Consider the following 24658-nt stretch of genomic DNA (forward strand, 5'->3'; position numbering starts at 1 on the left):
GTTGTCCTCATCCTCTAGGCCGAACCCATTCGCATTTGTGGTCAAAGATTGCAGCTTCATGCAATTTTATTGCAAATATGTTAGCGAGAGATATGCTGCTGGTATGGATCGGATCGACCGGAAACTTCTGAACCTCTTGCAGGGCGATGCGTCGCGCACCAATGTGGATATGGCCGATGAGGTGGGGCTGTCTCCTTCCAGCTGCCTGCGCCGCCTGCAACGGCTGCGCAAATCGGGGGTGATCGACCGTATCGTCGCGATCCTCAACCCCGCAAAGGCCGGGCGCGTGATCAAGGCGCTGGTGACGGTGGAGCTGAAACTGCATGGCGAGCAGCATATGCGCCGCTTTCTGGATATTGCCATTGCCGAGGAGGCCGTGTCGCATGCCTATGCCGTGACAGGCGCAAGCGATGTCGTGCTGATGCTGCGCCTGCGTGACATGGAGGAATTCGATACCCTGTGCGACAGGCTGTTCCGGGACCAGCACAATGTCGCACGCTTCTTCACCATGGTCGTCATCAAGACGGCGAAAGAGGAAACGGCTATCAGGCTTTGAGCGATTTTCAGGAAAGGGAATGTCCATATGGCGCCGCGCGTTAAATTGCAGGTTTTGGATGGCTCATACGGGGTGGCGCGGCTTCAGGCGTCTGATCCCATTCCGGCGTGGGCCGACGGCGGCGGATTTGTCAGCATCAGCCGAACCGATGACGAACTTTCCGTCGTTTGCCGGGAAGATCGCATACCGCAGGATGTGCGGGTCGATGCGGGCTGGTCGTGTTTCAAGTTTCAGGGGCCATTTGCATTTGATGAGACGGGCATCGTCCTGTCGGTCATCGCGCCGTTGTCGACCAACGGGATTGGAATATTTGTGGTTTCGACCTTTGATGGAGACCACCTGCTGGTGAAATCGCACGATCTCGAAAAAACACGCGGTCTGCTGGCGGATGCGGGACATTCGCTCATTTAAAAATCCATGTCGCCACAATGATTTTCTGAAGAGGTACGTTTTGAAGAGTGAAATTGAACTGCCGGTGCAAAAGCAGCTCGAGGCCTATAACGCCCGTGACATCGATGCATTCATGGGCTGGTGGGCGGATGATTGTCAGTATTATGCCTTTCCGGCGACGCTTCTGGCGGGAAGTGCTGCAGAGATCAGGGCGCACCACATCGAGCGCTTCAAGGAGCCTGATCTGCATGGAAAATTGCTGACGCGCATTACCGTCGGGAATGTCGTCATCGACCACGAAACGGTTACGCGGAACTTCCCCGAAGGCAGGGGAGAGATCGACGTTGTCTGCATCTATGAAGTTGAAAACGGAAAGATTGCCAAGGCGTGGTTCAAATTGAGCGAACCGCGGATATTGTCTTGAAAACTCAGGCGTTCAGGAAATAAACGCTTGCTGCGATGGATTGGGACCATAAGGAGGTCCGAATCCGACTTCTGACCCCGCGTTGTCTACGCGGGGCTTGTCTGTTCCCCTGCCTATGCAGCGTGATCGGCCCGCATGGGATACCAGACGGAGATATCCCGTGGGGCTTCCAGAAGCTCGGGCAAGGCATCGTGCCATGCCTGACGATAGGGGCGATGAATCTGGACATCGATGACGTCCTGATGGTCGCTCCAGGTCTCATGCAGCAGGAAGCGGTTCTCGTTTTCACCGTCTCGATGCAGGGTGGCGTTCACGAAGGTCTTTTCGTGCCGCATGGCGTCGAGAAGCGCATTCAGCAATTCAAGAAAGCGCTCGCGCTGGCCGTCGCGGACCTGGAAGCCGATGAGATAGGTAGTGTGCACGGGTCTTACTCCTTTGTGCCTGGCATCAGGGCGGCACGGGTTGCCGCATCGGCGGGGTAGAAACATTCCAGCACCAGTTCGGACAGCGTGACGTCGGTTGCCGTTCCGAAAACCGTGGTGGTGGAGATGAAGCTCAGAACGGCGCCCGAGGCCGGATCGCGCAGTTGCAGCGGTATGGCCAGCGGATCGGCCCCGGCGGCATGGGGCGAGGCCTTCGGCGCGGGATAGGCCGAAAGCTCCGCATGCAAGTGGCAAAGCATCTCGTCTCCCGTTTCCTCGACCTGACGGCGCAGGCGCTCCAGCAGGTGATGCCGCCATTCGGCGAGGTTGACGATGCGCGAACTCAAGCCCTGCGGGTGCAGGCTGAGCCTCAGTGCGTTGAGCGGCGGGCGAAGCAGCTCTTCGGAAACACCGGCCAGAAGCGACGTGATCGCCTCATTGGCGAGAACGACGTTCCAGTGCCGGTCGACGGCAAGGGCGGGGAAGGGCATGTGGCCCTGCACCACGGTTTCGACGGCCTGCCGGGCCGCCACCATGTCGGGCGCATCCAGCGACCGTTCGGAATGAACAGGCGCATAACCCGCCGCCAGCATCAGCCGGTTGGCGGCGCGGGCGGGCATGGAAAGCTGCTGCGCCAGTTTCGCGAGCATCTCGCGGCTGGGGGATGAACGCCCGCTTTCCACAAAGCTCAGATGCCGCGCGGATATGTCCGCCTCTGTCGCCAGATCGAGCTGGCTCAACCTGCGGCGGGCACGCCATTCCTTCAGCACCTGGCCGACATGTTCTTGATGATGTGTCATGCCCCGCAGCCTAGCAGAACATATCGGCAATGCGATTACCTCCGAGGTAATTGTTCTGCTTCCCGACCGCCGGCATGTTTGGGCCGTCAACCAGAAGGAGCGCAATCATGACGCAACATCTCACAATCGCCCAGACCTATCTCGCAGCGTGGAACGAAGAGGACAATGAACGCCGCAGGCATCTCGTCGGTCAGGCATGGGCAGAAAATACGCGCTACGTCGATCCGCTGATGCAGGGCGAAGGCCAGCAGGGGATTGCCGCGATGATCGAGGCGGCGCGGCAGAAATTTCCGGGATATCGTTTCGTTCTTGCCGGCACCCCGGATGGCCACGGCAACTTCACCCGTTTCTCATGGCGTCTCATTTCGCCTGATGGGGACGATGTCGCTGGCGGTACCGATGTCGTCAGCCTGAATACCGAGGGACGGATCGAAAATGTCGTCGGTTTTCTCGATGGCGCTGCATCCTGAGAAAGAGGCGGGATGGTCCCACCTCCTGTCCCGGCAATCGTGTCAGCCGGCGAAACCGACACCGGCCTGACGTTGGCCGAGCGCATTGAACACGGTGGAAACGATGCCGGCCCGGTCAAGGCCGGCATTGGCATACATGGTTTCGGGCTTGGCCTGCTCCACCCACTGGTCGGGCAGGGTCAGCGTCCGGACCTTCGGGCCATGGTCGAGCAGGCCGGCGCTGGCCATGAAATGCAGCACATGCGCGCCGAAACCGCCGACAGAGCCTTCTTCGATCGTCACCAGAACCTCGTGATGGCTGGCCAGCTGGCGGATGAGGTCGAGATCGAGCGGCTTGGCGAAGCGCGCATCGGCAACCGTGGTGGAAAGGCCGGCCGCTTCAAGGTCTTCGGCCGCCGCCAGGCATTCCGCCAGCCGCGTGCCGAAGGAGAGCAGCGCGACCTTGGTGCCTTCCTTGATGATGCGACCCTTGCCTATCTGGAGAATCTCACCACGCGCGGGCATCTCGACGCCCACGCCTTCACCGCGCGGGTAACGGAAGGAAATCGGGCCTTCATCATAGGCCGCTGCCGTGCGCACCATATGTTTCAGCTCCGCCTCGTCCGAGGCCGCCATCACCACCATGCCGGGCAGGGTGGCGAGGAAAGTCGTGTCGAAGGAACCCGCATGGGTCGGCCCGTCAGCACCGACAAAACCGGCACGGTCGATGGGGAAACGCACGGGCAGGCTCTGGATGGCCACATCATGCACCAGCTGGTCGTAACCGCGTTGCAGGAAGGTGGAATAAAGCGCGCAGAACGGCTTGTAACCATCAGCCGCAAGCCCCGCCGCAAAGGTGACGGCATGCTGCTCGGCAATGCCGACATCGAAGGTGCGAGACGGGAAAAGCTCGGCCATCTTGTCGAGGCCCGTGCCGTTCGGCATGGCGGCCGTCACACCGATGATCTTTTCGTCGAGCGTCGCTTCCTGGATCAGGGCTTCGGCAAAGACGCTGGTATAGCTCGGCGCATTCGGCTTGGCTTTCGCCTGCGCGCCGGTGATGACGTCGAACTTGTTGACGCCGTGATATTTGTCGGCTGCGGCTTCCGCCGGCGCATAACCCTTGCCCTTCTGCGTCACCACATGGATGAGGACGGGGCCTTTCTGGTTGTCGCGCACATTGCGCAGCACCGGCAACAGATGATCGAAGGAATGACCGTCGATCGGGCCGATGTGATAGAAGCCAAGCTCCTCGAACAACGTGCCGCCGGTCACGTAACCGCGCGCATGGGTCACGGCGCGGGTAATGGCGCGGTCGATGGTCTTGCCGAGATAGGCCGTCAGTTTCTTGCCGAAATCGCGGAAACCCATATAGGTGCGGCCGGAGGCGAGGCGTGCCAGATAAGCGCTCATCGCGCCTGTCGGCGGCGCAATCGACATGTCGTTGTCGTTGAGGATGACGATCAGCCGCGCATCGAGCGCGCCGGCATTGTTCAATGCCTCAAACGCCATGCCCGCCGACATCGAGCCGTCGCCAATGATGGCTACGACCTTGCGGTCGCTGCCATCAAGACCCGCCGCCACCGCCATGCCGAGACCGGCGGAAATGGAGGTGGAGGAGTGGCCGGCGCCGAAGTCGTCATAGTCGCTTTCGGCCCGCCGGGTGAAACCGGAAAGCCCGCCTTCCTGTCGCAGCGTGCGGATGCGATCACGCCGGCCGGTAAGGATCTTGTGCGGATAACATTGATGGCCGACATCGAAGATCAGCCGGTCCTCGGGCGTGTTGAACACCTTATGGATGGCAATCGTCAGTTCCACCACGCCAAGGCCGGCACCCAGATGGCCACCGGTCTTCGACACGGCGTCAATCATCTCGTCGCGCAGTTCCCGTGCCAGTTCCGGCAGGTCGCGATCATCGATCTCCTTGAGATCGGAGGGAAAATTCACCCGGTCGAGCAATGGTGTCTGTGGCATTCCGGTCAATCGTTCGGCCTTTTCTTGTCGTCAGCAGGGCGTGCCAGAGCGTCTTTCATGTCGAAAGCCGACGGTGCAGCCCTGCATGTCGTACACTTCTATAGAATTTCAACCTTCCGGCAAAGGGACAAACTCTTCTTCGTCGCCGGGAACGATGTCGAAGCGTCCGGTTCTCCACTCCTGTTTGGCCTGTTCTATGCGTTCTTTTGATGACGAAACGAAGTTCCACCAGATGTAACGGCGCTCATTCAGCGCCGCCCCGCCAAAGATCATGATGTGACAGCCATTGCTGCCGGCCTGCAGCGTGATGTCGTCGCCGGGCCGGAAGACGAGCAGTTGATCGGCGGCGAAAATATCACCGGCAACATCCAGCGAACCGGACAGAATATAGATCGCCCGCTCCTCATGATCGGCGGAGAAGGGGAATTTTACCCCCGGCTCCAGCGAAAGATCGACATAAAGCGTATCGGTAAAGGACGAAACCGGGGAGGTGAGGCCTTCGAATTCGCCGATCACCACCCGGCCTGTCGCGCCCTTGAGGTCGATCAGCGGCATGTCTTCCTTCGCCGTGTGGGCAAAGGCGGGGGCGATTTCTTCCATATGGTCTGGCAGGGCAAGCCAGGTCTGCAGGCCGGACATGGAAAGCGGATGGCCACGCAGATTTTCCGGCGTGCGTTCCGAATGCACGATGCCACGCCCGGCCGTCATCAGGTTGATATCGCCGGGGCGGATGACAAGCTCGGTGCCGAGACTGTCCCGGTGCTTGATTTCGCCGTCGAACAGATAGGTAACAGTCGAAAGCCCGATATGCGGATGCGGCTTGACGTCGAGCGCCTCGCCCGCCTTCAGGATCGCCGGGCCCATGCGATCGAAAAAGATGAACGGCCCCACAAGCCGCCGTTGCCGGGTCGGCAGGGCGCGGCGCACGGCAAAGCCGCCAATATCGCTGGTGCGGGGAATGATCAGGTTCTCGATGGCATCGCAGGCAAAAGCATCACCCGCGACGGGATCGTTGCCGGGAAAGAAGGACATCGCAAGCTCCTCGTATCGTCTGGCGGGAGTTTAGCATAACCGAGGGGGAGGGGGAGTGTCGGGATATCGAACGCTGTGTTTGTGCATTGTCACTGGATGCGAGGGCGGCAATTGATCGTCTCCTCCCAACCTCCCTCATTCCTGTGCTTGTCACAGGAATCCAGCCGACGCGCGTCTGCGCGGCGGGAAGAGTCTTTTCAGCCCAAGGACTTGGTCTGGCTAGATTCCTGTGACAAGCACAGGAATGAGGGTAGGCCCAATCATTCCCCGTCCAGCGGCTCCACACCCTGCGGCTTGCCCGCACGATCGAGACGGATTTTCTCGATTCGCTTTTCGGCGGCGTTCAACAGCGTCTCGCAGTGTTTCTTCAGGGCTTCGCCGCGCTCGTAGATGGCGATTGATTCGTCCAGCGCCACGTCTCCGCGTTCCAGGCGTGCGACAATGCTTTCCAGCTCGGCGACGGCCTTTTCGAAGGAATAACCGCTGACATCGGCTGTGTTGGCATTTTCCGTCATGTTCAACCCTTCATCATTCTCAAAATATGCATGGCTGCCGATTCCGCCAGCCCTTCCAGATCATAACCACCTTCAAGCAGGCTGACGACCCGGTTCGATGCGTATTTGTCGGCCATCTCCAGAAGTCGGCCCGTAGCCCAGTCGAAATCCTCTCCCACCAGATTGATCTGTGCCAGCGGATCGCGGTGATGCGCGTCGAAACCGGCGGAGATGAGGATGAGATCAGGCGAAAAATCGGCAATCGCCGGCAGCACGCGGGATTTGAAGGCCTCGCGAAAATGGTCGCTGCCGGTGTTGGGCGAAAGCGGGGCGTTGACGATATTGTTCTTCGCGCCGGTTTCGTTTTTGTCGCCGCTCCACGGGTAAAGCGGCATCTGGTGGGTGGAACAGAACAGCACGGAACTGTCGTTCCAGAAGATGTCCTGCGTGCCGTTGCCGTGATGCACGTCCCAGTCGATGATGGCGATGCGCTCTGCCCCATGTTTTTTCTGGGCATGGCGGGCGGCGATGGCCACATTGTTGAAAAGACAGAAACCCATGGCCTTGGCGGTTTCCGCATGGTGGCCGGGCGGGCGGGCGGCGACGAAGACATTGTCGGCAGCGCCGGTAAACACGTCATCCACCGCAGCCATTGCCGCACCGATGCCGGTCAGCGCCGCCTGCAGGCTTTTCGGCGAGGCATAGGTATCCGCCTCGATGCGGTTGATCTCGCCATCCTCTTGCGGGATCTGCCGCATGACGGCAAGCAGATGCTCTTCCGGATGCGCCAGCAGCACCGCATCCTCATTGGCCTGCGGCGCTTCTTTCCGTTCCAGCCGCTCGAAATTCGGATGTTCGAGCGCGATGTTCAGCGAACGCAGGCGGTCCGGCCGCTCGGGGTGGCCGGAAGGCGTGATATGCTCGAGGAAGATCGGGTGTTCGTATAAACGCGTCGCCATGCTTTTCCTCCCGAAGAAAGTTTGCTCAGGCGCGTTGCGGCAGAAGCGGATAACCCGCCATCACGGCACGGCCGGCCAGTGCGGCAAGCACGGCCTTCAGCGCATCGCCGGGAATGAAGGCGAGCGAACCCATGAAGGCCTTCTCGAAACCAAGCCCGACAACCAGCGCCAGATAGGTGATGCCGAAAGCATAAAGCACGACCACGCCGCCGATGAGGCTGGCGACGAAGAAACCGATGCCCTGTGTGAGAGCGGACTGGCTGCGATTGACGAGTTTTTCCGAGAGCGTGCCGGTGACGAAGACGGCCGCGATCCAGCCGATCAGGAAGCCCGTCGTCGGCGTGGTGAAAATCGAAAGGCCGCCGCGTCCGCCCGACAGGACCGGCAGGCCGATGGCGGCAATCAGGATTGTCAGCAGCACCGCGAGCGTGCCGCGCTTCGCACCCAGCACGACGCCGGCCAGCATGACGCCGAGCGACTGCGCGGTGATCGGCACGGGAATGAAGCCGAGCGTGATCGGCGGCAGAAGCCCAAGTGCGATGATGATGGCGGAAAACAGCGAGATCAGTACAAGGTCGCGGGTCGTCATGGCTCGGAAACTCCGGATGGTTATCTGGCCGTCAGCTTTGGCCTCTGAAACCGCGCGCGTCAATGGCGTCGGCAATGGCATCGGCATCCTTCAACGTCATAATGACGAGTGGCACGATGATCGTCGCCATCCGCACGGGCAGACCGCGCGCCCGGTGTGCGTCACGCACCGCATGATACCGGTTGACGATCTCAGGCACGAACCGCACGACGAGCCCGACCGCAAGCCCGATATCGGCAGCCTTGACCAGCCCCAGCCTTTCGAGAGGGGCGGCGGCAAGCGTGATCTCATCCATGAATTGCGAGATGCTGACGGTGATGGTGACGGCGGTGGCAAGCAGCGCCAGCGCCGTCAGCCGCAAAAGATTGACTGTCGCATCATGGGCCGGGAGCAAAAGATAGCTGAAGGCCGCGACGAGGAAGATGGTCAGCATCACCGGCCGCAGCCGCAGGCCGATCTCCTGCAAGGATAGCCGCGTCTCGCGCAGGATGGCGGCCGCGAGAACCACGGCGCATCCCAGCAACAACAGATCGCGGGTAAGGAACAGCGCGATGCTGAAGACCATCAGCGTCAGGAGCTTGAGGCGCGGCGAGACGCGGTAGAGCCAGCCCGTGCCTTCAACGTGCAGCGATTTCATTGCGCCACCGCCGCGAGATATTGCGCCACGGCCTCTTCAGGCGCGGCGTCCGCAATCAGCGCGCCGCCGTGGAAAACCAGCACACGGTCGAAGCCTTCAAGCAGCGGCAGATCATGGGTAATGACGATGAGCGATTGCGACAGCGCCGCCATGGTCTTTTCCACGACAGCCCGGTTTTTGAGATCAAGCTGGTTGGTCGGTTCGTCGAGAATAAGGATGTGCGGTTCGGTAACCAGAAGCGCGGCCAGCGCCGCAAGTTGCAGCTCCCCGCCGGAAAGCTCGTGCGCGCGTCTCTCCTCAAGATGGGAAATGCCGAGCCGGGCAAGAACGGCCTTCACCCGGGCTTCGGTTTCCGCCCTGCCGAGACCGAGCCGTTTCAGCCCGAAGGCGACATCGTCGCGCACGATCGGCAGGATGATCTGGTTCTGCGGATTCTGGAAGATGAAACCGACCGTCTGCAGCACCGCCTTGGCGTCCGTCACGGTGTCGAGACCGTTCACCGCAACCTTGCCCTCGCTCGGCTTGTTCAGCCCGTTGATCAGCCGCGCAAAGGTGGTCTTGCCGGAACCATTGAGGCCGATCACGCCGATACGCCGTTCCGTCAATGTCAGAGACAGCGGCTGCAGGGCCTGCCGGCCCTCGAAAGCGACACCGGCGGCGTCGAAACGGATTTCCAAGCTTACATCCTCGCGCTCGTTTTCCGGTTCTATACCCCGTCATCAACAGAAGTGAAACAAGGAACAAAAAAAGAACATTGCAATCCTGAAAAAGCCGTCATACCTTCTGCTCCATGGTGATCAAGGTTTCAAACGAAGCGGCAAGACGAATTTTTCTGGCGCGGCAGGGGCTTTCCTCGCCGCCCGGCAAGGCGCTTTCCAAGAGCGACCTGCTGCAGCTGATAACCGATATCGGTTTTGTGCAGGTGGACAGCATCGGCACGGTGGAGCGCGCCCACCATCAGATCATCTTCTCCCGCAACCAGACCTACAGGCGTGATCATCTGACCACGCTTTTGGAAAAGGACCGCGCGCTGTTCGAGCACTGGACACATGACGCTTCCATCGTGCCGACGGAATTTTATCCCTATTGGAAGCATCGTTTCCGCCGCCGCGAGCCGATCATTCAGGAGCGCTGGCGCAAATGGCACGGCGAGGGTTTCGACGCCGCTTTCGGTGAAACGCTGGAGCGCATTGCGGCAACCGGCCCGGTTCTGGCGCGGGAGCTGAAGGAAGAGGGACACCAGTCCGGCGGCTGGTGGAACTGGCATCCGTCCAAGACCGCGCTCGAATATCTCTGGCACACCGGCAAGCTGGCGATTGCCGGCCGGGTGAATTTCCAGAAGGTCTATGACCTTGCCGAACGGGTCATTCCCGGCGAGCATCACGAAACCGAGGTGGAGCATGCGGAATTTGTCGACTGGGCCTGCCGGCAGGCGCTGAAGCGGCTGGGTTTCGCCACCCACGGCGAAATCGCCGCCTTTTTCGATCTCGTCACTCCGCAGGAGGCGAGGGACTGGGTCAAAAGCCATCGCGATGAACTCTGTGAGGTCTCACTTCTTGCAAGTGACGGCGACACTGCCCGCCCGTCCTATGCCTTTGCCGGTTTCACCGCCGACCTGACCGACGTGCCGGAACCCTCATCCCGCGTCCGCGTCCTCAGCCCCTTCGATCCGCTGTTGCGTGACCGCAACCGCACGGAGCGGCTGTTCGGCTTCTATTACCGCATCGAGGTCTTCGTGCCGGAGCCGAAACGGCAATATGGCTATTATGTCTTCCCGCTTCTGGAGGGCGACCGCGTGATCGGTCGCATCGACATGAAGGCGGATCGCAAGCGCGGTACGCTGGATGTTCGGCGCCTGTGGCTGGAACCGGGCGTGCGTGCCTCGGCGGGTAGGCTGGAGAAGCTCGACGCCGAACTGGCGCGGATCGCGAAATTTACGGGGGTGGAGAGCGTGAATTATCTGGAGGGCTGGCGGGAGAACGGATGAAGGTCTTTTCGTGGTACCCGAATGTAGTGGCTAGCCGGCAAACCCGACGTCATCCTCGCCCTTGAGGCGAGGATCCACAAGCCGCGGAAACAATGGCTTCAGTGCTCATGACTCCATGTGTCTGGAGCATCTCAAGCATGTCACGTCGGGAACTGCGGGATGGATCCTCGGCACAAGGCCGAGGATGACGCCGAGCGGACGGAGAGCACACCAACCGAAGTGCTCTCGCACCCCCCCCAAAATCAGCAGATATCCGTCGCCGAAATCTGGATGCCGAAGCCTTCAAGCCCGACATAATGCCGTTCGCGGGTGGTCAGCAGCTTGATGGAGCTGATGCCGAGATCTTTGAGGATCTGCGCGCCGAGACCGATTTCCAGCCATTCGTTTTCGCGCGAACGGGCCTGGGCATGTGCTTCGTCCGGGTCGCGCGCCTTGCGGCGTCCGGCCACCTGGCCGACGCCGACGGAGCCTTCGCGCAGATAGACGATGACACCGCGGCCTTCCTCGGCGATCTTCTGCATATAATGCCGCACCGGCTGGCGGTCGCCGAAAACGTCGTCGGCGACGTTTTCGGGGTGCAGGCGAACGGGAATGTCAATGCCATCGCGGATGTCACCGAAAATCACCGCCATGTGCTGCATCGGATCCCAGGGCAGGGAATAGGTCTGCGCCTTGGCCGGCCCGAAGGGCGTTTCGATGGTGAAGGAGGATTCCATCTCCACCAGCGTTTCCTTGCGCTGGCGATAGGCGATGAGATCGGCGACCGAAACGTGTTTCATGCCGTGTTTGTCGGCAAAATCCAGCACCTGCGGGCCGCGCATCACGCTGCCATCGTCATTCACCAGTTCGCTGATGACGCCGATGGGCGGCAGGCCGGCGAGACGGCAGAGATCGACCGCCGCTTCGGTATGGCCGGAGCGCATCAAGACGCCGCCCTCGCGGGAAATCAGCGGGAAGATATGGCCCGGCCGGGTGAAGTCGGAAGCGCCGACATTGGGGTTGGCGAGATTGCGCACCGTCAGGGTGCGGTCATCGGCGGAAATGCCCGTCGTTGTGCCGTGCTTGAAATCGACGCTGACGGTAAAGGCCGTCGTATGGGCGCTGTCATTTTCCGCCACCATGGCGTTGAGGTTCAGTCGCTTCGCCTCCTCGCGCGGCATGGGCGCACAGACGATGCCGGAGGTATGGCGCACGATCAGCGCCATTTTTTCAGGCGTGCAGTGAACTGCCGAAATGATCAGATCGCCTTCGTTCTCGCGGTCGTCATCGTCGGTCACGACAACGATTTCACCGGCTTCGAAAGCGCGGATGGCGTCCACGACGCGTTTCTGGTCATAGGCCATGACGATCCCCCTTATTTCAAACGGCCGGTCTGGCCGCGATCCCTCAGATAATGGTCGGCAACGGTGCAGGCCACCATCGCCTCACCAATCGGCACCGCGCGAATGCCGACGCAGGGGTCGTGGCGGCCCTTGGTGCGCACATCGACATTATTGCCGTCGGTATCGATCGACAGGCGCTCCGTCAGAATGGAGGAGGTGGGCTTGATGGCGAAGCGGGCGATGACAGGCTCACCGGTCGCAATACCGCCCAGAATGCCGCCGGCGTGGTTGGACAGGAAAATCGGCTTGCCGTCATTGCCCATGCGCATCTGGTCGGCATTTTCCTCGCCGGAAAGCTCGGCCGAGGCGAAACCTTCGCCGATCTCCACGCCCTTGACGGCGTTGATCGACATCAGGCTGGAGGCGATATCCTGATCGAGCTTGGCATAAATGGGAGCGCCGATGCCGGCGGGAACGCCTTCCGCCACCACTTCCACGACGGCGCCAATCGAGGAGCCTGCCTTGCGAATGCTGTCTAGATACTCTTCCCAGACAGGCACCATCGCCGCGTCCGGGCAGAAGAACGGGTTCTGGTCGACCTGATCCCAGTCCCAGTTATCGCGGTTGATCTTGTGCTTGCCGATCTGCACCAGCGCGCCGCGCACATTGAGGCTCGGCACCACCTTGCGGGCGATCGCACCGGCAGCGACACGCGCCGCCGTCTCGCGTGCGGAAGAACGCCCGCCGCCGCGATAGTCGCGAATGCCGTATTTCAGATCATAGGTGAAATCCGCATGGCCGGGGCGGAATCGCTTGGCGATCTCGCCATAATCCTTGGAACGCTGGTCGGTGTTTTCGATCAGCATGGAAATCGGCGTGCCCGTCGTTATCATCGTCTCGCCGTCCTCATCCAGCATCACGCCGGAAAGGACCTTGACGATATCATCCTCGCGACGCTGGGTGACGAAACGGCTCTGGCCGGGTTTGCGCTTGTCCATCCAGTGCTGCACCTCGGCAAGGGTAAACCGCAGGCCGGGCGGGCAGCCATCCACCACGCAGCCGAGTGCCGGCCCGTGGCTTTCTCCCCAGGTGGTAACGCGAAATAGATGACCGAAGCTGTTATGCGACATAGTTCTCAAAACCGGAAAACAGGGCGCCTGTGGACAGCGCCGTTTGAAACAAGCGAATTTGTCTTAGTGGAAAATCCGGGCAAGGCAAAAGCCTTTCTTTCTCAGTGGCCGGATAAGTGCGGTGCGGGCTATGGCAGCTCTCTGCCCTCATCCCTGTGGCACGCACATTACTGAGGTTGGGGGCGGCGATTCGCGCCGGGCGAAGATGTTTTTCGAAATGACGAAAATGTAAAAGCGCCGTCGTTTTCCACGCTAATCCGCAGTTTTCCAATATTGCTGCGAAATGCGGTGTAAAAATCACTAACGGCTTGAACACGATCCCAAATCCGTTCATCAATTGGGCCGAAAATGTCATGGTTGCGGGCAATTTCCGCCACATTCGAAAGGCAATTCTTCATGCATGTAAGGTTTTCACGCAAATCCACGAAAGCTAGATCGATGCGTATGATGATTGCCGCCCTTCTGGCCACCGCCAACCTGCTGATGCCCATCAACAGCTTCGCCCAGAGCGTCGACGTGGAAGGCACGATCAGCAAGATCGATGCGAACGGGCTGAGCATTACGCTCAACGACGGCAAGACCTATCGCGTGCCGGAAGAGTTCAACTTCGAAGGCCTGAAGGCGGGTGTGAAGGTCGTGGTTTTCTACACGGAAGTGGACGGGAAACGCGTGGTCGACGATCTTCAGGTCGTTGAGTAAGACCAGCCCCTTACTCAGCCCTTATGCTAAACCTCCGTTGTGAAACGAGCGGGTGCATCTAGCTTTCTTCTCCCCGGGGGGGAGAAGAAATGAGCGGCGACGTTTAGCCAAATAAAAGCGTATCAAGGAGGACGGTGCGGAGGCTTATGCTGCCTGATCCCTCACGACACCCACTCCGCACTGTTCCCGTCGATCTCAACCTTCAAAATCCGGTCCTGCGGGATTTGCGTGCGTGATGCCTCATCCTTGTCCATGCCAGAGACCAGCCGGAAGATCGAGCGGATGACGCCGCCGTGGCAGACGCAGACTGTGGGCCTGTCCACGGAGGAGAGCCATGCGCCGATGCGCCAGGAGAGGATTTCATAGCTTTCGGCGTCCTGGCCGGGAGGAATGAAATCCCACTTGTTGGCCTTGCGCGCCTTCACCCGGTCGGGAAACTCTTTTTTGAGTTCCGGCAGGGTCTGCCCCTCCCAGTCGCCGAAGGAAACTTCGATCAGGCGGTCGTCGGTGCGGTAGGCAAGGGGGTCGAGACCCATCGCGCCGCGCATCAGTTCCATGGTTTCGCGCGTGCGCCCAAGCGGGCTTGCCACATAGTCGAAATCCGTGGCCTGCTCGCCGAGCAAATGGGCGAGCAGCCTGCCATTGCCGACCGCCTGCTGGCGGCCGAAATCGTTGAGCGGAATGTCTTTCTGGCCCTGAAGCCGGCGTATCGCATTCCAGTCCGTTTGTCCGTGCCGGATCACATAGACGAGCAAGGCGATACCCCTGTTTCAAGCATTCCTGATGGTCAGTCCTTCACCACCGAAATGTCAGGCGCATCCACCGCCTTCATGCCGATGGTGTGATAACCGGAATCGACATGGTGGATTTCACCGGTCACCGCGGTCGAAAGATCGGACAGCAGGTAAAGCGCCGACTTGCCGACTTCCTCGATGGAAACGGTGCGCTTCAGCGGCGCATTATATTCGTTCCACTTGAGAATATAACGGAAGTCGCCGATGCCGGAAGCGGCAAGCGTCTTGATCGGGCCGGCGGAAACGGCGTTGACGCGGATGCCGCGATTGCCGAGGTCGACGGCGAGATAACGCACGCTGGCCTCGAGAGCGGCCTTGGCCACGCCCATGACGTTGTAGTTCGGCATGACCTTCTCGGCACCGTAATAGGTGAGCGTGATGATCGAGCCGCCGTCATTCATGACAGGCTCGGCACGCTTGGCGACGGCGGCCAGCGAGAAGACGGAAATATCCATCGTGCGGTTGAAATTGTCGCGGCTGGTGTCGAGGTAACGGCCCGTCAGCTCGTCCTTGTCGGAAAACGCAATGGCGTGCACGACGAAGTCGATCTTGCCCCAGTGCTTTTCCAGCGAAGCAAAAACGGCGTCGATCGTCTCGAGATCGGTCACGTCACAGTGGCCGGCCATGAAGGCGCCGAGTTCCTGTGCCAGCGGCTCGACGCGCTTCTTCAGCGCATCGCCCTGCCAGGTGAGCGCGAGTTCCGCACCTGCGTCCGCGCAGGCCTTTGCAATGCCCCAAGCGATTGAACGATTATTGGCGACGCCCATGATGAGGCCGCGTTTGCCAGCCATGAGGCCGGATGCCTGAGCCATTTTATGCTCCCTGATACTTTCGATTGATCCTGCCTATGGCATAGGCTGCAATCCTGTTCAAGATTGCCAAAGATCATCAACTGTTAGGGAGCGTAACAAAGGGTGCGTTGTCCCGGCTATTTGCAAAACTTTCACAAATAGAGGCCTTCGCGCATGTGCCGCATGAGGTCGGTCACCTTCTCGTCCGGCTTTTCAAGCAGGATGATGCGCAATTCTATGACAAGATCGCCCTGTCCGCCCGTGCCGTCGGCAAGGCCTTTGCCGGCAAGCCGCAGCACGCGATCCGAACCCGACCAGGCCGGAATGGTGAGATTTTCTTCGCCAAGCGGCGTGCGGACTTTCGTTTCGCAGCCGAGAACCGCATCGCTGAGCGAGAGCGGGAGCGTGGTGTGAATATCGAAGCCGCGAAGGGAAAAGGCGTCGTCGCGGGCCGAAAGCAGGGTCACGGCCAGATCACCACGCGCCATGTTGGGGAGCTTCAGCCCCTGTCCCTTCAGCCGCACCACATGGCCGTCCGTCATGCCGGCTTCAAGCTGGAAACGCACTTCGCGTTCGTCGGCAAGCGCCACGGTGATCCATCTGCGCTCCAGAAAATCGGCGACCGTGACGGTGGCTTCCGCCGTGATGTCGGGTGCCTTTTCGGGAACCGGCTGCGGTGTGCGGAACCGGCGCACGAGCGCGCTGAAGAGATTGGCGGCAAGCGAGGAGGGGACGGATTTGTCGTCAACCGCGCCGGGCTGAAGCGTCTCGCCGCTTGCCGGCGCGTCGCCTTTCGCTGCGCTGGCCGCGGCCTTCGCCGCTTCCGCCGCCTGCTGCACCTTGGGATCGTTCTGCGCCTCGGCGCCGAAAATCCGCTCGACCACATCCTCCGCCGTTTCCGCCTTCGCGTCGGCCCTCTGGCCGTTTTGCGCCCGGTTGCGGGCATCCGCGCGGGCCAGTTCCTCCATCAGCTTTTCAGCGGCCTTGGCGCGTTCGGCAGCCTCGCGCGCCGCTTCCCGCTGTTGCATGATGGTTTCGCCGCGTTGCTTCTTCTCGGCCGCCTTGCGGGCCTGATCGTAAAGATCGCGCTTCTTGGGGTCTTTCAGGAGATCATAGGCCTGCCCGATCTCGGCGAATCGCGCCGAGGCATCGGGGTCGTCGCGATTGGCGTCCGGATGGACGGTTTTCGCCTTCGTGCGCCAGGCGGCCTTGATTTCCTCATGGCGGGCGTCACGTTTCACGCCGAGGATCGAATATGGATCGCGCATGCGAAACACCAGTTACGTTGGCTCAGGCGCCTGCCGCCTTTCATGGCGCAATCCTGAAACTAACCCCTCCGAAAAGGGATGCCCGCGATCATTCGCCTGCACGCCCTCGGTTTAATCAACGTCGACTGTTGCAATAAGTTGCTAATCACTCCTTTACGCAGGAAGCGCGCCGCGCAGCACCCGGCTTTATTCCATGCGCCAAGGTAAATAGATTATTTCTGTTCGAAGCGGGTGAGCAGCCATTCGCCGGTTTCCGACAGGCAGGCCTGGCCGGCATAAGCCGCGACGCCCTCGAAGGAGTGGCGTGTCGTCCTGAAATCGCGGCAGACGAAGCCGCTGGACTTGTCTTCGTGAATGGCGGTGACAACACCGGCACTGCCGGTGGCGGCATTGGCCCAGGGCAGCGGCTGATCGGCAAGTTTGGCAAGATCGGCCGATGTCACCGCGTTGCGGATGGTCGCATCGTCGGTCTGTGCGGCATTGTTGGGCTGGTTGGGAACGGAAGCCGTGGAAAGCGAGCGGTCGACCTTGTCGCCGCCGAACAGATCGAGGCTGACGCATCCGCTCAGCACCACAAGCATTGACACGACGGCGGAAACTTCCGCTATCGACGAAAGGAGGCTCTTTGTTCGACTGTTCGACTTTGCTATGACGGTCACCATCTTTCACCAGAGATCATCTCTGGGGTCCAAATCAGCTCGGGAGCATTTTAGTCAATATGTCGGAAACGGAGTTAACATCCAGTGACTTCACGGAAGAAAATGAACCTTTCACCCTTTTTGCCGAATGGCTGAAGGATGCGACGGCTTCCGAAATCAACGATCCGAACGCGGTAGCGCTCGCAACCGTCGATGAAAACGGCCTGCCGAATGTGCGTATGGTGCTGTTGAAGGACGTCGACGATCGCGGTTTCGTCTTCTACACCAATTTCGAAAGCCAGAAGGGCCGGGAGATTCTTGGCCAGAAAAAAGCGGCCATGTGTTTCCACTGGAAGAGTCTCCGCCGGCAGGTGCGCCTGCGCGGCGAGGTGGAGATCGTCAGCGACGAGGAGGCGGATGCCTATTACGCCTCCCGCCCGCGCGGCAGCCGCATCGGCGCCTGGGCCTCCAAACAGTCGCGACCGCTGGAAGGCCGTTTCGCGCTGGAAAAGGCGGTGGCCGAATATACCGCCAAATATGCCATCGGCGATATTCCGCGCCCGCCCTACTGGTCCGGTTTCCGCATTCGCCCGGTCAGCATCGAATTCTGGCACGACCGCAAATTCCGCCTGCACGACCGCGTCGAATTCCGCCGCGAGACGCCGGATGCGCCGTGGTCCAAGGTTCGTATGTATCCTTGACGGCGGGGAGGGCAGGCCGGTGCGGCCTGCCTATTTCAACAGCGAATCGAACAGCGGCAGGCCGATGACGGCGGAAATGGCGATCAGGCCGTAACAGATGCGCCTGAATGCGGCCTCATCGGCAAATCCGTGCAGGCGCGCGCCGGCATAAAGACCCGCCCCGTAAAACGGCAGGGCCAGCAGGAAAAAAACGAAGACATCGGCGGTGAAAAGACCACCGAAAAAATAGCTTGCCGTCGAAATCACGGTCGAAACCGCGAAATAAAGAATGACATTGGCGCGCACGAAGGCGCCTTTGAGCGCCCCGCCAAGCCAATAGGCAACCACGGGCGGCCCACCCAGTTGCGCCGCACCCGAAAACAGCCCGGCCAGAAACCCGGTAAACAGGGTCAGAGGCGTCTTCGGCCGCCCGCTATATCGCCAGCCGGACAGCAGAAACAACAGAAGCACAACGACCACGGTGGAAATGATCCAGCGCAGGGTCAACGGATCGCCATGGGAAAGCAGCAGGGTTCCAAGCGGCACGCCGACAAGTGCGCCTGCCGCCATGGTGAAAACCTCGCGCCGGTCCGCCATGCGAAAGGCTGGCGGTATCATGCCAAGCGTCAACACGCCGTCCACCACCAGCAGAACCGCTGACGCGATGCGCGGTCCGACGATCGCGCTTGCCAGCGGAATGAAGATGAGTGCTGCGCCGAAGCCGGAAAAGCCGCGGGCGAGACCGGCGAGAAACGCCGCACCCGCAAACATGGCCAGCAGCGACGGGCTATGGGCGGTGATGAGGGACGAGAAAAAATCGAGATAAGGCATGGGTGACGGCACTGTTTCGAATGACTGTTCCTATCGCGACGGCGGGCATCTGTCGCGGAGATTTCCGTTCCGGGTCGCGAAACATCCTTTCGGATCGACGCGGCCGGAGAATCGTGGTTAGAGTTGTAACGCACGAACAAAGGATGAACAAATGTTTGCTGACATGATGCGTCGGTTTGAAGAGGCCTCGCAAAAATATGCTGCTGAAAACGGAATATTCCGCGACCCGGACTGGTACATGCTGAAGCTTCAGGAAGAGATTGGCGAGGTCACGCAGGCCTGGAACCGGCTGACGGGGCGGGGGCGCATCAAGGGCAGGAGCAAAGAGGAGATGAAGCGGGATCTGGCCGACGAAACCGCCGATCTCCTCGGCCATGTGCTGTTGCTGGCCCATTATAACGGTCTCGATATTGAAGGAGCGATCGAGCGAAAATGGCGTTTCAGGCCTGGGAGCTGACGATCCGCTGAAAAGGCTCAATCGTTGCGGCATCGTGCCTTTGGTCTGTTTTTTTATGACAGCGAGACGATAAAGAACAGGATCGCAAGAACGGCGGCTACCGGGGTCATGACCAGCCGTTCTGCGCGGCTCTTCGACATTGCGTTCAATCCAATGCTCACCGCAAGATAGCAGGCGATGATCCAGATGCCGGGTTCGATCCAGCTTGCCGGCCAGATCGTTGCGAAGCCTGCCTTTTGCAGCGGAAAAGACGCCATAAGGCCATAGATCGCAAGAGAAGCGACACTTGCAATTCTTTGCCTGACCGGCAGCACACGGCTTGCGCCGCCCCAGGCAAAACGGCCGAAAGGCGCACCGGCGGCGAGGGTGACCTGAAACGCGGAGAGAGCGAGCAATATAAGCGTTGCGAGCGACACGGCGACAAGCAGCATGACCACTCCGGTTATGGATGCGCCGACGGAGGCGCCTGACCAATATCGGCGTTCCGGCCGTTACGACCTCCGCTATAAGTCCAAATGGCGAAAGGCGTGTGACGCGCATTCACACCATGGCCCACTTTTCAGATCCGTAAAAGCCGTGCGTCTTGCAGCATGTCTGCCACCGCATGGAGATCGCCCATGACGGCAACGCACTTTTCCCGCATTTCTTCGGTCGGCGGCGCCACATCCGGCACCATGATCGTCATCATGCCGGCCGAAGCGGCCGAGCGCACACCGGAATAGGAATCTTCCAGCGCAAGGCAGCGGCCCGGCTCAAGGCCGAGGCGCTTTGCGGCGGTGAGATAGGGCATGGGTGCGGGTTTCGGTTCGGTATAATCGCCGCGCGCCACGATGGTGTCGAAGCGCCTGAGAAGATCGTAAGGGCCGAGATGGCGTGTGACCGATGTGTGCTGCGAAGATGTCGCGATGGCGCGGCGGATATCCAGCCGGTCGAGAAGATCGAGGATTTCGGCGACGCCGGGTTTCAGCGCCACACCCTCCGCCATCATCACACCGAGATGCCGCAGCCACGCGTCGCGAAAAGCATCCATGGGAAAATCCGCACCATAATCGGCAAAGATGGTGCCGGTGATGACATCCCAGGGACTGCCACAGACTTTCTGGTAGGTTTCGACCTGCATTCCATGGCCGCCTTCCTCCGAAGCCGCCAGAAATGAATCGCGATAAAGCACCTCGCTTTCAATCAGCAATCCGTCCATGTCGAAAACAACCGCATGCGGGCGAAAGGGCAGCATGGGCTTAACCGAACCGGAAGGGGCGTTCGCCCAGGCTCTCGAACGGGCGGATCAGATAACCGTCGGGATCGGCGACGATGAATTGCCGATTTCCGACCTCGACCGTGCCGCGCCTGTACCACTTCTCTTCCGGCGCCAGGACGAGATCGATCGAGGACCGCTCCAGCCGCGTGAGAATGGGTTGCAGGGAAGGAACGGCCAGCTGCAGGTTCATGCCGCGACCCAGCGGAAATTCCAGCCCGGCATTATCAGCCACGAAGGTCCGGGTCGCACCGATCTGGTCGATCATCACCTGGGCCTCATCGAGGGCAAGATAGGCGAAGCCCTCTTCGGGACGCTCATAAACCACATGAAAACCGATCAGGTCGCAATAAAAGGCGCGGCTTTTCAGCCAGTCGGTGACGGCAAGTTCCGGGACGAGGGCATTGCGTATGATGGTCATGGTCTCCTTGTGCCGCGCAGGCCCGGCGGTGGGAGGAGGGCCTGCCGTGAGGGTGATCTTATCGTCTTCTCGGTGAGGTGCCAGAGGAAACCTCATCATGGCAGCCATGTGCAAGGTTATGGGCTGGGATTGCTGCGGCAGGCTCAACGTTTCGCGTGACCGCAACTCTCTCTGCCGTCATGCCGGACTGAATCCGGCATCCAGCCAGCCCAAGTCCTGGGGCGGACAAGACTCTTCTCGCCGCGCAGACGCGCGTCGGCTGGATACCGGCTCAGGGCCGGTATGACGGAATTTGGGACAGACCGCAGTGATCCAACTCCGAATTCCTTACGCCTTCGTACCGCCAACGGTGATCTGGTCCATGCGCAGATGCGGTTGGCCAACGCCGACCGGCACCCATTGCCCGGCCTTGCCGCAATTGCCGATGCCCGTATCCAGTTTGGAATCATTGCCGATCATCGAGACGCGCTTCATCGCATCAGGTCCGTTGCCGATCAGCATGGCGCCCTTCACCGGCGCGCCGATCCTGCCGTTTTCGATGAGGTAAGCCTCGGTGCAGCCGAATACGAATTTGCCTGATGTAATATCCACCTGTCCGCCGCCGAAGGACACGGCATAGATACCCTTTTTGACCGAGGCGATGATCTCTTCCGGCGTCTTGTCGCCCGATAGCATGTAGGTATTGGTCATGCGCGGCATCGGCACATGGGCATAACCCTGCCGGCGGCCGTTGCCGGTGGCCTTCGCGCCCATCAGCCGGGCGTTCTGGCGGTCCTGCATATAGCCCACCAGCCTGCCATTCTCGATCAGCACATTATAAGCGGATGGCGTACCTTCGTCGTCGATGGTGAGCGAACCGCGACGGCTGTCGATGGTGCCGTCATCCACGACGGTGACGCCGGGGGCGGCCACCATCTCGCCCATCAGGCCGGCAAAGGCCGAGGTCTTCTTGCGGTTGAAATCGCCTTCCAGACCGTGACCGACCGCTTCATGCAGCATCACGCCCGGCCAGCCGGAGCCCAGCACCACATCCATGGTGCCGGCCGGTGCATCGATGGCGGTGAGGTTGACGAGCGCCTGGCGCAGCGCCTCATCCGCGCCGCGCTGCCAGCTTTCCGTGGTAATGAAATCGCCGAAGCCGACGCGGCCGCCAATGCCGTAAGAGCCGCTTTCCTGCCGGTCGCCTTCGCCGGCGACGACGGAAATATTGATGCGGGTCATCGGGCGTATATCGCTGACGCGATGGCCATCGGCGCGCAGAATATCCACCACCTGCCAGCTTGCGGAAATCGTCGCCGTCACCTGCCGGACGTTCGGGTCCTTATCACGCAGATAGGCATCGATATCGGTGAGCAGCTTCACCTTTTCCTCAAAGCTCGGGCTGCCGATCGGGTTTTCGTCGCCATAGAGCTTCTTGTTGGTACGCTGGGGTGCGGCGGCATAGGAACCGGAATATCCGCGCGTGACGGCGCCCACCGCATCCGAAGCGCGCTTCAGCGCACCTTCGGAAAGCTCACCGGCATGGGCGTAACCCACCGTCTCGCCGGCAACGGCGCGCAGGCCAAAACCCTGATCGGTGTTGAAGGAGCCGCCCTTGAGCCGGCCATTGTCGAAGGTCAGTGATTCGGCCTGGGCATGTTCGATGAAGAGTTCGCCATCGTCGGCGCCGACGAGCGCCTCTCCGACGAGCTTGCGCAATTGCGTTTCATCGCAATCGAAGAGTTTTACAAGATCGTCGGTCATGGGAGGCTCCAGTCATTATCGTTCAATGACCGATTTAGGCACTGGAGCGGGCAGACGCAAGGCTGCCCGTTGATGACGAGACGTTACGGCAGTGCGTCGTAGCCTTCGGCAAAGCCGGTCAGCTCGATCGGAATGCCGACGCGGTCCTGGTCGACGGATTCGCGCAGCGCGAAGACAGCGTTCTTGCCGGCGCGCAGCACCTTCAGCAGCTCGTCGTCAATATCCACTTCCACATAGCAGCCTTCGGAGAAGCAGCGGGTGAAATAAGCGCGGCCGATATTGTTGTTGTCGATATAAAGCTCCATGCCGTCCTTCAGCAGCACGCCAAGCGGCGCGAGGATACGCAGGATGCGCGACTTGCGGTCGGCGGTCTTCAGCACCACCACCGAAAGCCCCACTTCCGGGCGGTCGTCGGCAATCACGTTCTGCATCAGGGCGCATTGCTCTTCGGATGCGCCGGCCGGCTTGTCGCAGATGACAGACCATGCGCCATGCGTCGACTTCGGCGTGCCGGGCGGCTGCTGTTGCGCCAGCGCCGCTGCGGCGGGGGCGATGATGGCAAGACCGGCGGCGGCAAGAAAAGTGCGCGCGAGCGGGGAAAGACGCATGGATACCTCTGGGATTCGAATCAGTGCGGCTATTTTGACGCCATAATCCGGAAAAAAAAGCCTCGGGCCTTCAATTCCAGCGGAGTTGGGCGGAAATAGGACCTGTTCCCGCTTTGCGCGCACCCGATTTGCCGGCGCGGCATTCATTATCCGGCAGCCAAACCGTCGGGAAAATCGGGCCATGCCCGGTTTTGACCGGCGGAAAGCCCGTTCGGCCTGTCCTGCCGGACATCGGGTGCGGGAAAGTCGACCGCCAATTGACCAATGGCAAAATTGGCTCACATCCGTGTCCTGACGCATATTGCGGCAGAGGACAAACTGTGGTTTGAAGTTAGTACCATTAGCATGGATTCTGCGTCTGTGATTGATCTAGATCAGACGCGTGAGGGAGAGGGTACCGTGAGGAATAGGATTTACGCAGCACTGGCGGGGATGACCTGTCTGCTCACGGCTGTCGGCGCCCACGCCGATCAGCCGGTGCATTGGCAAATGGGCATGCAGGAGGCCGCCACGCCGATCATGCACGAAATACGCTGGTTCGAACAATATACATTGTGGTTCATTGTTCCGGTTACGCTTTTCGTTCTTGCGCTGCTCATCATCGTTGCCCTGAAGTTCCGCGCAGCGAAAAATCCGGTGGCTTCCAAGACCAGCCACAACACCACGATCGAGGTGGTGTGGACGCTCGCGCCTGTTCTCATTCTCCTGTTCCTCGCTTTCCCCTCGTTCAATCTTCTGAACGCGCAGCTGACGCAGCCGGAAAACCCGGACCTGACGCTGAAGGCAACCGCCACGCAATGGCTGTGGAGCTATGAATATGCCGCGGCCGAGGGCGCCGAGCCGCTCTCCTTCGACAGCTACATGCTGAAGGATCAGGATCGCGCTGCCGCGGGCAAGGAGGACAAGGCCCGCTATCCGCGTCTTCTCGCGGTCGACAATGAAATGGTCGTTCCTGTCGGCAAGACCGTGCGCCTTCTGGTGACGGCGGCGCCGACCGACGTCATCCACGCCTTCGCCATGCCGGCTTTCGGCGTCAAGATCGACGCCGTTCCGGGCCGCCTCAACGAAACCTGGTTCAAGCCGGAGAAGGAAGGCCTTTATTACGGCCAATGTTCCGAGCTTTGCGGCAAGGACCACGCCTTCATGCCCATCGCCATTCGGGTGGTTTCCGAACAGCAGTACAACGCCTGGCACGCCGCCGCCGCTTCCGATCTGAACGGCGCGAACCGGGCACTGATGGCCTCCGTCGACGGCGCTCCGCGCACGCTTGACGTTGCCGCCAACGAAACCAACTGACGACTTGGAGTG

The 24658-nt window shown here is 60.5% G+C and carries 31 protein-coding genes; 9 read left to right on the plus strand and 22 right to left on the minus strand.

Annotated elements, in window-relative coordinates; all coding sequences use genetic code 11:
- The first annotated feature begins 103 nt into the window (after window positions 1-103).
- From N434_RS09050 to N434_RS09060, 3 genes are read left to right on the plus strand one after another with little or no spacing between them, the layout of a single operon-like run.
- A complete protein-coding gene (locus tag N434_RS09050) occupies window positions 104-556 on the plus strand; it encodes an Lrp/AsnC family transcriptional regulator (protein ID WP_110757293.1) in 453 nt (150 codons plus the stop codon).
- Window positions 557-583: 27 nt separating this feature from the next.
- Window positions 584-967: an ACT domain-containing protein gene (locus N434_RS09055; protein WP_110757295.1), complete on the plus strand. Its 384-nt coding sequence runs from the start codon at window positions 584-586 to the stop codon at window positions 965-967.
- A 40-nt stretch (window positions 968-1007) separates the two neighbouring features.
- Complete coding sequence (locus tag N434_RS09060; RefSeq protein WP_110757297.1) at window positions 1008-1370, plus strand: nuclear transport factor 2 family protein; 363 nt, start codon at window positions 1008-1010, stop codon at window positions 1368-1370.
- Window positions 1371-1483: 113 nt separating this feature from the next.
- Here the strand turns inward: N434_RS09060 and N434_RS09065 are convergent, their stop codons facing one another.
- Window positions 1484-1792 (minus strand): putative quinol monooxygenase, encoded by a 309-nt coding sequence (locus tag N434_RS09065; RefSeq protein ID WP_110757299.1) that lies wholly within the window; start codon window positions 1790-1792, stop codon window positions 1484-1486.
- Between the two features lie 5 nt (window positions 1793-1797).
- Window positions 1798-2592, minus strand: a complete 795-nt coding sequence (locus N434_RS09070) for a helix-turn-helix domain-containing protein (RefSeq protein ID WP_110757301.1) — start codon at window positions 2590-2592, stop codon at window positions 1798-1800.
- Between the two features lie 107 nt (window positions 2593-2699).
- Here N434_RS09070 and N434_RS09075 point away from each other — a divergent pair, with 107 nt between their 5' ends.
- A complete protein-coding gene (locus N434_RS09075; RefSeq protein WP_110757303.1) occupies window positions 2700-3062 on the plus strand; it encodes a nuclear transport factor 2 family protein in 363 nt (120 codons plus the stop codon).
- Between the two features lie 42 nt (window positions 3063-3104).
- Here N434_RS09075 and dxs read toward each other — a convergent pair whose 3' ends face one another.
- The 7 genes from dxs to N434_RS09110 form a co-directional block, all read right to left on the minus strand.
- Window positions 3105-5024, minus strand: coding sequence for a 1-deoxy-D-xylulose-5-phosphate synthase (dxs, locus tag N434_RS09080; RefSeq protein ID WP_065115027.1), 1920 nt, complete (start codon window positions 5022-5024; stop codon window positions 3105-3107).
- A gap of 99 nt (window positions 5025-5123) precedes the next feature.
- Window positions 5124-6047: a pirin family protein gene (locus N434_RS09085; protein ID WP_065115028.1), complete on the minus strand. Its 924-nt coding sequence runs from the start codon at window positions 6045-6047 to the stop codon at window positions 5124-5126.
- Window positions 6048-6307: 260 nt separating this feature from the next.
- Window positions 6308-6562 carry an exodeoxyribonuclease VII small subunit gene (locus tag N434_RS09090; RefSeq protein WP_003503059.1) on the minus strand — a complete coding sequence of 85 codons (255 nt, stop codon included), beginning with the start codon at window positions 6560-6562 and terminating at the stop codon, window positions 6308-6310.
- 2 nt (window positions 6563-6564) lie between these two features.
- Window positions 6565-7500, minus strand: a complete 936-nt coding sequence (locus N434_RS09095; RefSeq protein WP_110757304.1) for a histone deacetylase family protein — start codon at window positions 7498-7500, stop codon at window positions 6565-6567.
- A gap of 25 nt (window positions 7501-7525) precedes the next feature.
- Window positions 7526-8089: a biotin transporter BioY gene (locus tag N434_RS09100; RefSeq protein ID WP_110757306.1), complete on the minus strand. Its 564-nt coding sequence runs from the start codon at window positions 8087-8089 to the stop codon at window positions 7526-7528.
- 31 nt (window positions 8090-8120) lie between these two features.
- The gene (locus N434_RS09105; RefSeq protein ID WP_110757307.1) at window positions 8121-8726 is read right to left on the minus strand and encodes a CbiQ family ECF transporter T component; all 606 of its coding nucleotides are present in this window, start codon (window positions 8724-8726) and stop codon (window positions 8121-8123) included.
- Window positions 8723-9403: an energy-coupling factor ABC transporter ATP-binding protein gene (locus N434_RS09110; protein WP_110757309.1), complete on the minus strand. Its 681-nt coding sequence runs from the start codon at window positions 9401-9403 to the stop codon at window positions 8723-8725. Before N434_RS09110 ends, N434_RS09105 begins: the two co-directional genes overlap by 4 nt.
- A 113-nt stretch (window positions 9404-9516) precedes the next feature.
- Here N434_RS09110 and N434_RS09115 point away from each other — a divergent pair, with 113 nt between their 5' ends.
- Entirely contained in the window at window positions 9517-10713 is a 1197-nt protein-coding gene (locus tag N434_RS09115) for a winged helix-turn-helix domain-containing protein (RefSeq protein ID WP_110757311.1), read from the plus strand.
- A gap of 242 nt (window positions 10714-10955) precedes the next feature.
- Here the strand turns inward: N434_RS09115 and ribB are convergent, their stop codons facing one another.
- Genes ribB through N434_RS25485 form a run of 3 tightly spaced genes read right to left on the minus strand, consistent with a single transcriptional unit; the run spans window position 10956 to window position 13520 of the window.
- On the minus strand, window positions 10956-12056 hold the full coding sequence (ribB, locus tag N434_RS09120) for a 3,4-dihydroxy-2-butanone-4-phosphate synthase (RefSeq protein WP_065115034.1): 1101 nt from the start codon (window positions 12054-12056) through the stop codon (window positions 10956-10958).
- Between the two features lie 11 nt (window positions 12057-12067).
- Complete coding sequence (gene aroC, locus N434_RS09125; RefSeq protein WP_110757312.1) at window positions 12068-13165, minus strand: chorismate synthase; 1098 nt, start codon at window positions 13163-13165, stop codon at window positions 12068-12070.
- A complete protein-coding gene (locus N434_RS25485) occupies window positions 13155-13520 on the minus strand; it encodes a hypothetical protein (protein WP_162540186.1) in 366 nt (121 codons plus the stop codon). Before N434_RS25485 ends, aroC begins: the two co-directional genes overlap by 11 nt.
- Before the next feature lie 83 nt (window positions 13521-13603).
- Between N434_RS25485 and N434_RS09130 the strand changes: the two genes are divergently transcribed.
- Window positions 13604-13864 (plus strand): DUF1344 domain-containing protein, encoded by a 261-nt coding sequence (locus N434_RS09130; protein WP_006309807.1) that lies wholly within the window; start codon window positions 13604-13606, stop codon window positions 13862-13864.
- Window positions 13865-14025: 161 nt separating this feature from the next.
- On the opposite strand, the gene N434_RS09135 is transcribed toward N434_RS09130, so the two are convergent.
- From N434_RS09135 to N434_RS09150, 4 genes are all read right to left on the minus strand, one after another.
- Window positions 14026-14619, minus strand: coding sequence for a histidine phosphatase family protein (locus N434_RS09135; RefSeq protein ID WP_110757313.1), 594 nt, complete (start codon window positions 14617-14619; stop codon window positions 14026-14028).
- Window positions 14620-14651: 32 nt separating this feature from the next.
- Window positions 14652-15470, minus strand: a complete 819-nt coding sequence (gene fabI, locus N434_RS09140) for an enoyl-ACP reductase FabI (protein ID WP_065115037.1) — start codon at window positions 15468-15470, stop codon at window positions 14652-14654.
- 131 nt (window positions 15471-15601) lie between these two features.
- Window positions 15602-16717, minus strand: a complete 1116-nt coding sequence (locus N434_RS09145; protein WP_110757314.1) for a DnaJ C-terminal domain-containing protein — start codon at window positions 16715-16717, stop codon at window positions 15602-15604.
- A 212-nt stretch (window positions 16718-16929) separates the two neighbouring features.
- On the minus strand, window positions 16930-17379 hold the full coding sequence (locus N434_RS09150; RefSeq protein ID WP_065115038.1) for an RT0821/Lpp0805 family surface protein: 450 nt from the start codon (window positions 17377-17379) through the stop codon (window positions 16930-16932).
- 56 nt (window positions 17380-17435) lie between these two features.
- Here N434_RS09150 and pdxH point away from each other — a divergent pair, with 56 nt between their 5' ends.
- Complete coding sequence (pdxH, locus tag N434_RS09155) at window positions 17436-18056, plus strand: pyridoxamine 5'-phosphate oxidase (RefSeq protein WP_065115039.1); 621 nt, start codon at window positions 17436-17438, stop codon at window positions 18054-18056.
- A 30-nt stretch (window positions 18057-18086) separates the two neighbouring features.
- On the opposite strand, the gene N434_RS09160 is transcribed toward pdxH, so the two are convergent.
- Window positions 18087-18866 carry a sulfite exporter TauE/SafE family protein gene (locus N434_RS09160; RefSeq protein ID WP_161991142.1) on the minus strand — a complete coding sequence of 260 codons (780 nt, stop codon included), beginning with the start codon at window positions 18864-18866 and terminating at the stop codon, window positions 18087-18089.
- A 151-nt stretch (window positions 18867-19017) separates the two neighbouring features.
- Between N434_RS09160 and N434_RS09165 the strand changes: the two genes are divergently transcribed.
- Window positions 19018-19323, plus strand: a complete 306-nt coding sequence (locus tag N434_RS09165) for a pyrophosphohydrolase domain-containing protein (protein WP_065115041.1) — start codon at window positions 19018-19020, stop codon at window positions 19321-19323.
- A 53-nt stretch (window positions 19324-19376) separates the two neighbouring features.
- On the opposite strand, the gene N434_RS09170 is transcribed toward N434_RS09165, so the two are convergent.
- From N434_RS09170 to N434_RS09190, 5 genes are all read right to left on the minus strand, one after another.
- Window positions 19377-19754, minus strand: coding sequence for a hypothetical protein (locus N434_RS09170; protein WP_110757315.1), 378 nt, complete (start codon window positions 19752-19754; stop codon window positions 19377-19379).
- Between the two features lie 128 nt (window positions 19755-19882).
- Window positions 19883-20557 carry an HAD family hydrolase gene (locus N434_RS09175; RefSeq protein ID WP_110757316.1) on the minus strand — a complete coding sequence of 225 codons (675 nt, stop codon included), beginning with the start codon at window positions 20555-20557 and terminating at the stop codon, window positions 19883-19885.
- Between the two features lie 4 nt (window positions 20558-20561).
- A complete protein-coding gene (locus N434_RS09180; RefSeq protein WP_110757604.1) occupies window positions 20562-20999 on the minus strand; it encodes a bleomycin resistance protein in 438 nt (145 codons plus the stop codon).
- Window positions 21000-21326: 327 nt separating this feature from the next.
- Entirely contained in the window at window positions 21327-22742 is a 1416-nt protein-coding gene (gene tldD, locus N434_RS09185) for a metalloprotease TldD (RefSeq protein WP_110757318.1), read from the minus strand.
- A gap of 83 nt (window positions 22743-22825) precedes the next feature.
- Window positions 22826-23350 carry an invasion associated locus B family protein gene (locus N434_RS09190; RefSeq protein WP_065116144.1) on the minus strand — a complete coding sequence of 175 codons (525 nt, stop codon included), beginning with the start codon at window positions 23348-23350 and terminating at the stop codon, window positions 22826-22828.
- Window positions 23351-23782: 432 nt separating this feature from the next.
- On the opposite strand from N434_RS09190, the gene coxB reads away from it, so the two are divergent.
- Window positions 23783-24646, plus strand: coding sequence for a cytochrome c oxidase subunit II (coxB, locus tag N434_RS09195; protein ID WP_065115046.1), 864 nt, complete (start codon window positions 23783-23785; stop codon window positions 24644-24646).
- Window positions 24647-24658 lie beyond the last annotated feature (12 nt).

It is taken from the genome of Rhizobium sp. UGM030330-04 (assembly GCF_003208455.1).
GTDB lineage: Bacteria > Pseudomonadota > Alphaproteobacteria > Rhizobiales > Rhizobiaceae > Agrobacterium > Agrobacterium rhizogenes_A.

Excerpts from the sequence above, each read along its gene's own strand:
- N434_RS09050 (WP_110757293.1), top strand. The coding sequence starts at position 104 with ATGGATCGGATCGACCGGAAACTTCTGAACCTCTTGCAGGGCGATGCG.
- N434_RS09055 (WP_110757295.1), top strand. The coding sequence starts at position 584 with ATGGCGCCGCGCGTTAAATTGCAGGTTTTGGATGGCTCATACGGGGTG.
- N434_RS09070 (WP_110757301.1), bottom strand. The coding sequence starts at position 2,592 with ATGACACATCATCAAGAACATGTCGGCCAGGTGCTGAAGGAATGGCGT.
- N434_RS09075 (WP_110757303.1), top strand. The coding sequence starts at position 2,700 with ATGACGCAACATCTCACAATCGCCCAGACCTATCTCGCAGCGTGGAAC.
- N434_RS09085 (WP_065115028.1), bottom strand. The coding sequence starts at position 6,047 with ATGTCCTTCTTTCCCGGCAACGATCCCGTCGCGGGTGATGCTTTTGCC.
- N434_RS09090 (WP_003503059.1), bottom strand. The coding sequence starts at position 6,562 with ATGACGGAAAATGCCAACACAGCCGATGTCAGCGGTTATTCCTTCGAA.
- N434_RS09095 (WP_110757304.1), bottom strand. The coding sequence starts at position 7,500 with ATGGCGACGCGTTTATACGAACACCCGATCTTCCTCGAGCATATCACG.
- N434_RS09100 (WP_110757306.1), bottom strand. The coding sequence starts at position 8,089 with ATGACGACCCGCGACCTTGTACTGATCTCGCTGTTTTCCGCCATCATC.
- N434_RS09105 (WP_110757307.1), bottom strand. The coding sequence starts at position 8,726 with ATGAAATCGCTGCACGTTGAAGGCACGGGCTGGCTCTACCGCGTCTCG.
- N434_RS09115 (WP_110757311.1), top strand. The coding sequence starts at position 9,517 with ATGGTGATCAAGGTTTCAAACGAAGCGGCAAGACGAATTTTTCTGGCG.
- ribB (WP_065115034.1), bottom strand. The coding sequence starts at position 12,056 with ATGGCCTATGACCAGAAACGCGTCGTGGACGCCATCCGCGCTTTCGAA.
- aroC (WP_110757312.1), bottom strand. The coding sequence starts at position 13,165 with ATGTCGCATAACAGCTTCGGTCATCTATTTCGCGTTACCACCTGGGGA.
- N434_RS25485 (WP_162540186.1), bottom strand. The coding sequence starts at position 13,520 with ATGACATTTTCGGCCCAATTGATGAACGGATTTGGGATCGTGTTCAAG.
- N434_RS09130 (WP_006309807.1), top strand. The coding sequence starts at position 13,604 with ATGCGTATGATGATTGCCGCCCTTCTGGCCACCGCCAACCTGCTGATG.
- fabI (WP_065115037.1), bottom strand. The coding sequence starts at position 15,470 with ATGGCTCAGGCATCCGGCCTCATGGCTGGCAAACGCGGCCTCATCATG.
- N434_RS09145 (WP_110757314.1), bottom strand. The coding sequence starts at position 16,717 with ATGCGCGATCCATATTCGATCCTCGGCGTGAAACGTGACGCCCGCCAT.
- N434_RS09150 (WP_065115038.1), bottom strand. The coding sequence starts at position 17,379 with ATGGTGACCGTCATAGCAAAGTCGAACAGTCGAACAAAGAGCCTCCTT.
- pdxH (WP_065115039.1), top strand. The coding sequence starts at position 17,436 with ATGTCGGAAACGGAGTTAACATCCAGTGACTTCACGGAAGAAAATGAA.
- N434_RS09160 (WP_161991142.1), bottom strand. The coding sequence starts at position 18,866 with ATGCCTTATCTCGATTTTTTCTCGTCCCTCATCACCGCCCATAGCCCG.
- N434_RS09165 (WP_065115041.1), top strand. The coding sequence starts at position 19,018 with ATGTTTGCTGACATGATGCGTCGGTTTGAAGAGGCCTCGCAAAAATAT.
- N434_RS09170 (WP_110757315.1), bottom strand. The coding sequence starts at position 19,754 with ATGCTGCTTGTCGCCGTGTCGCTCGCAACGCTTATATTGCTCGCTCTC.
- N434_RS09175 (WP_110757316.1), bottom strand. The coding sequence starts at position 20,557 with ATGCTGCCCTTTCGCCCGCATGCGGTTGTTTTCGACATGGACGGATTG.
- N434_RS09180 (WP_110757604.1), bottom strand. The coding sequence starts at position 20,999 with ATGACCATCATACGCAATGCCCTCGTCCCGGAACTTGCCGTCACCGAC.
- tldD (WP_110757318.1), bottom strand. The coding sequence starts at position 22,742 with ATGACCGACGATCTTGTAAAACTCTTCGATTGCGATGAAACGCAATTG.
- N434_RS09190 (WP_065116144.1), bottom strand. The coding sequence starts at position 23,350 with ATGCGTCTTTCCCCGCTCGCGCGCACTTTTCTTGCCGCCGCCGGTCTT.
- coxB (WP_065115046.1), top strand. The coding sequence starts at position 23,783 with ATGACCTGTCTGCTCACGGCTGTCGGCGCCCACGCCGATCAGCCGGTG.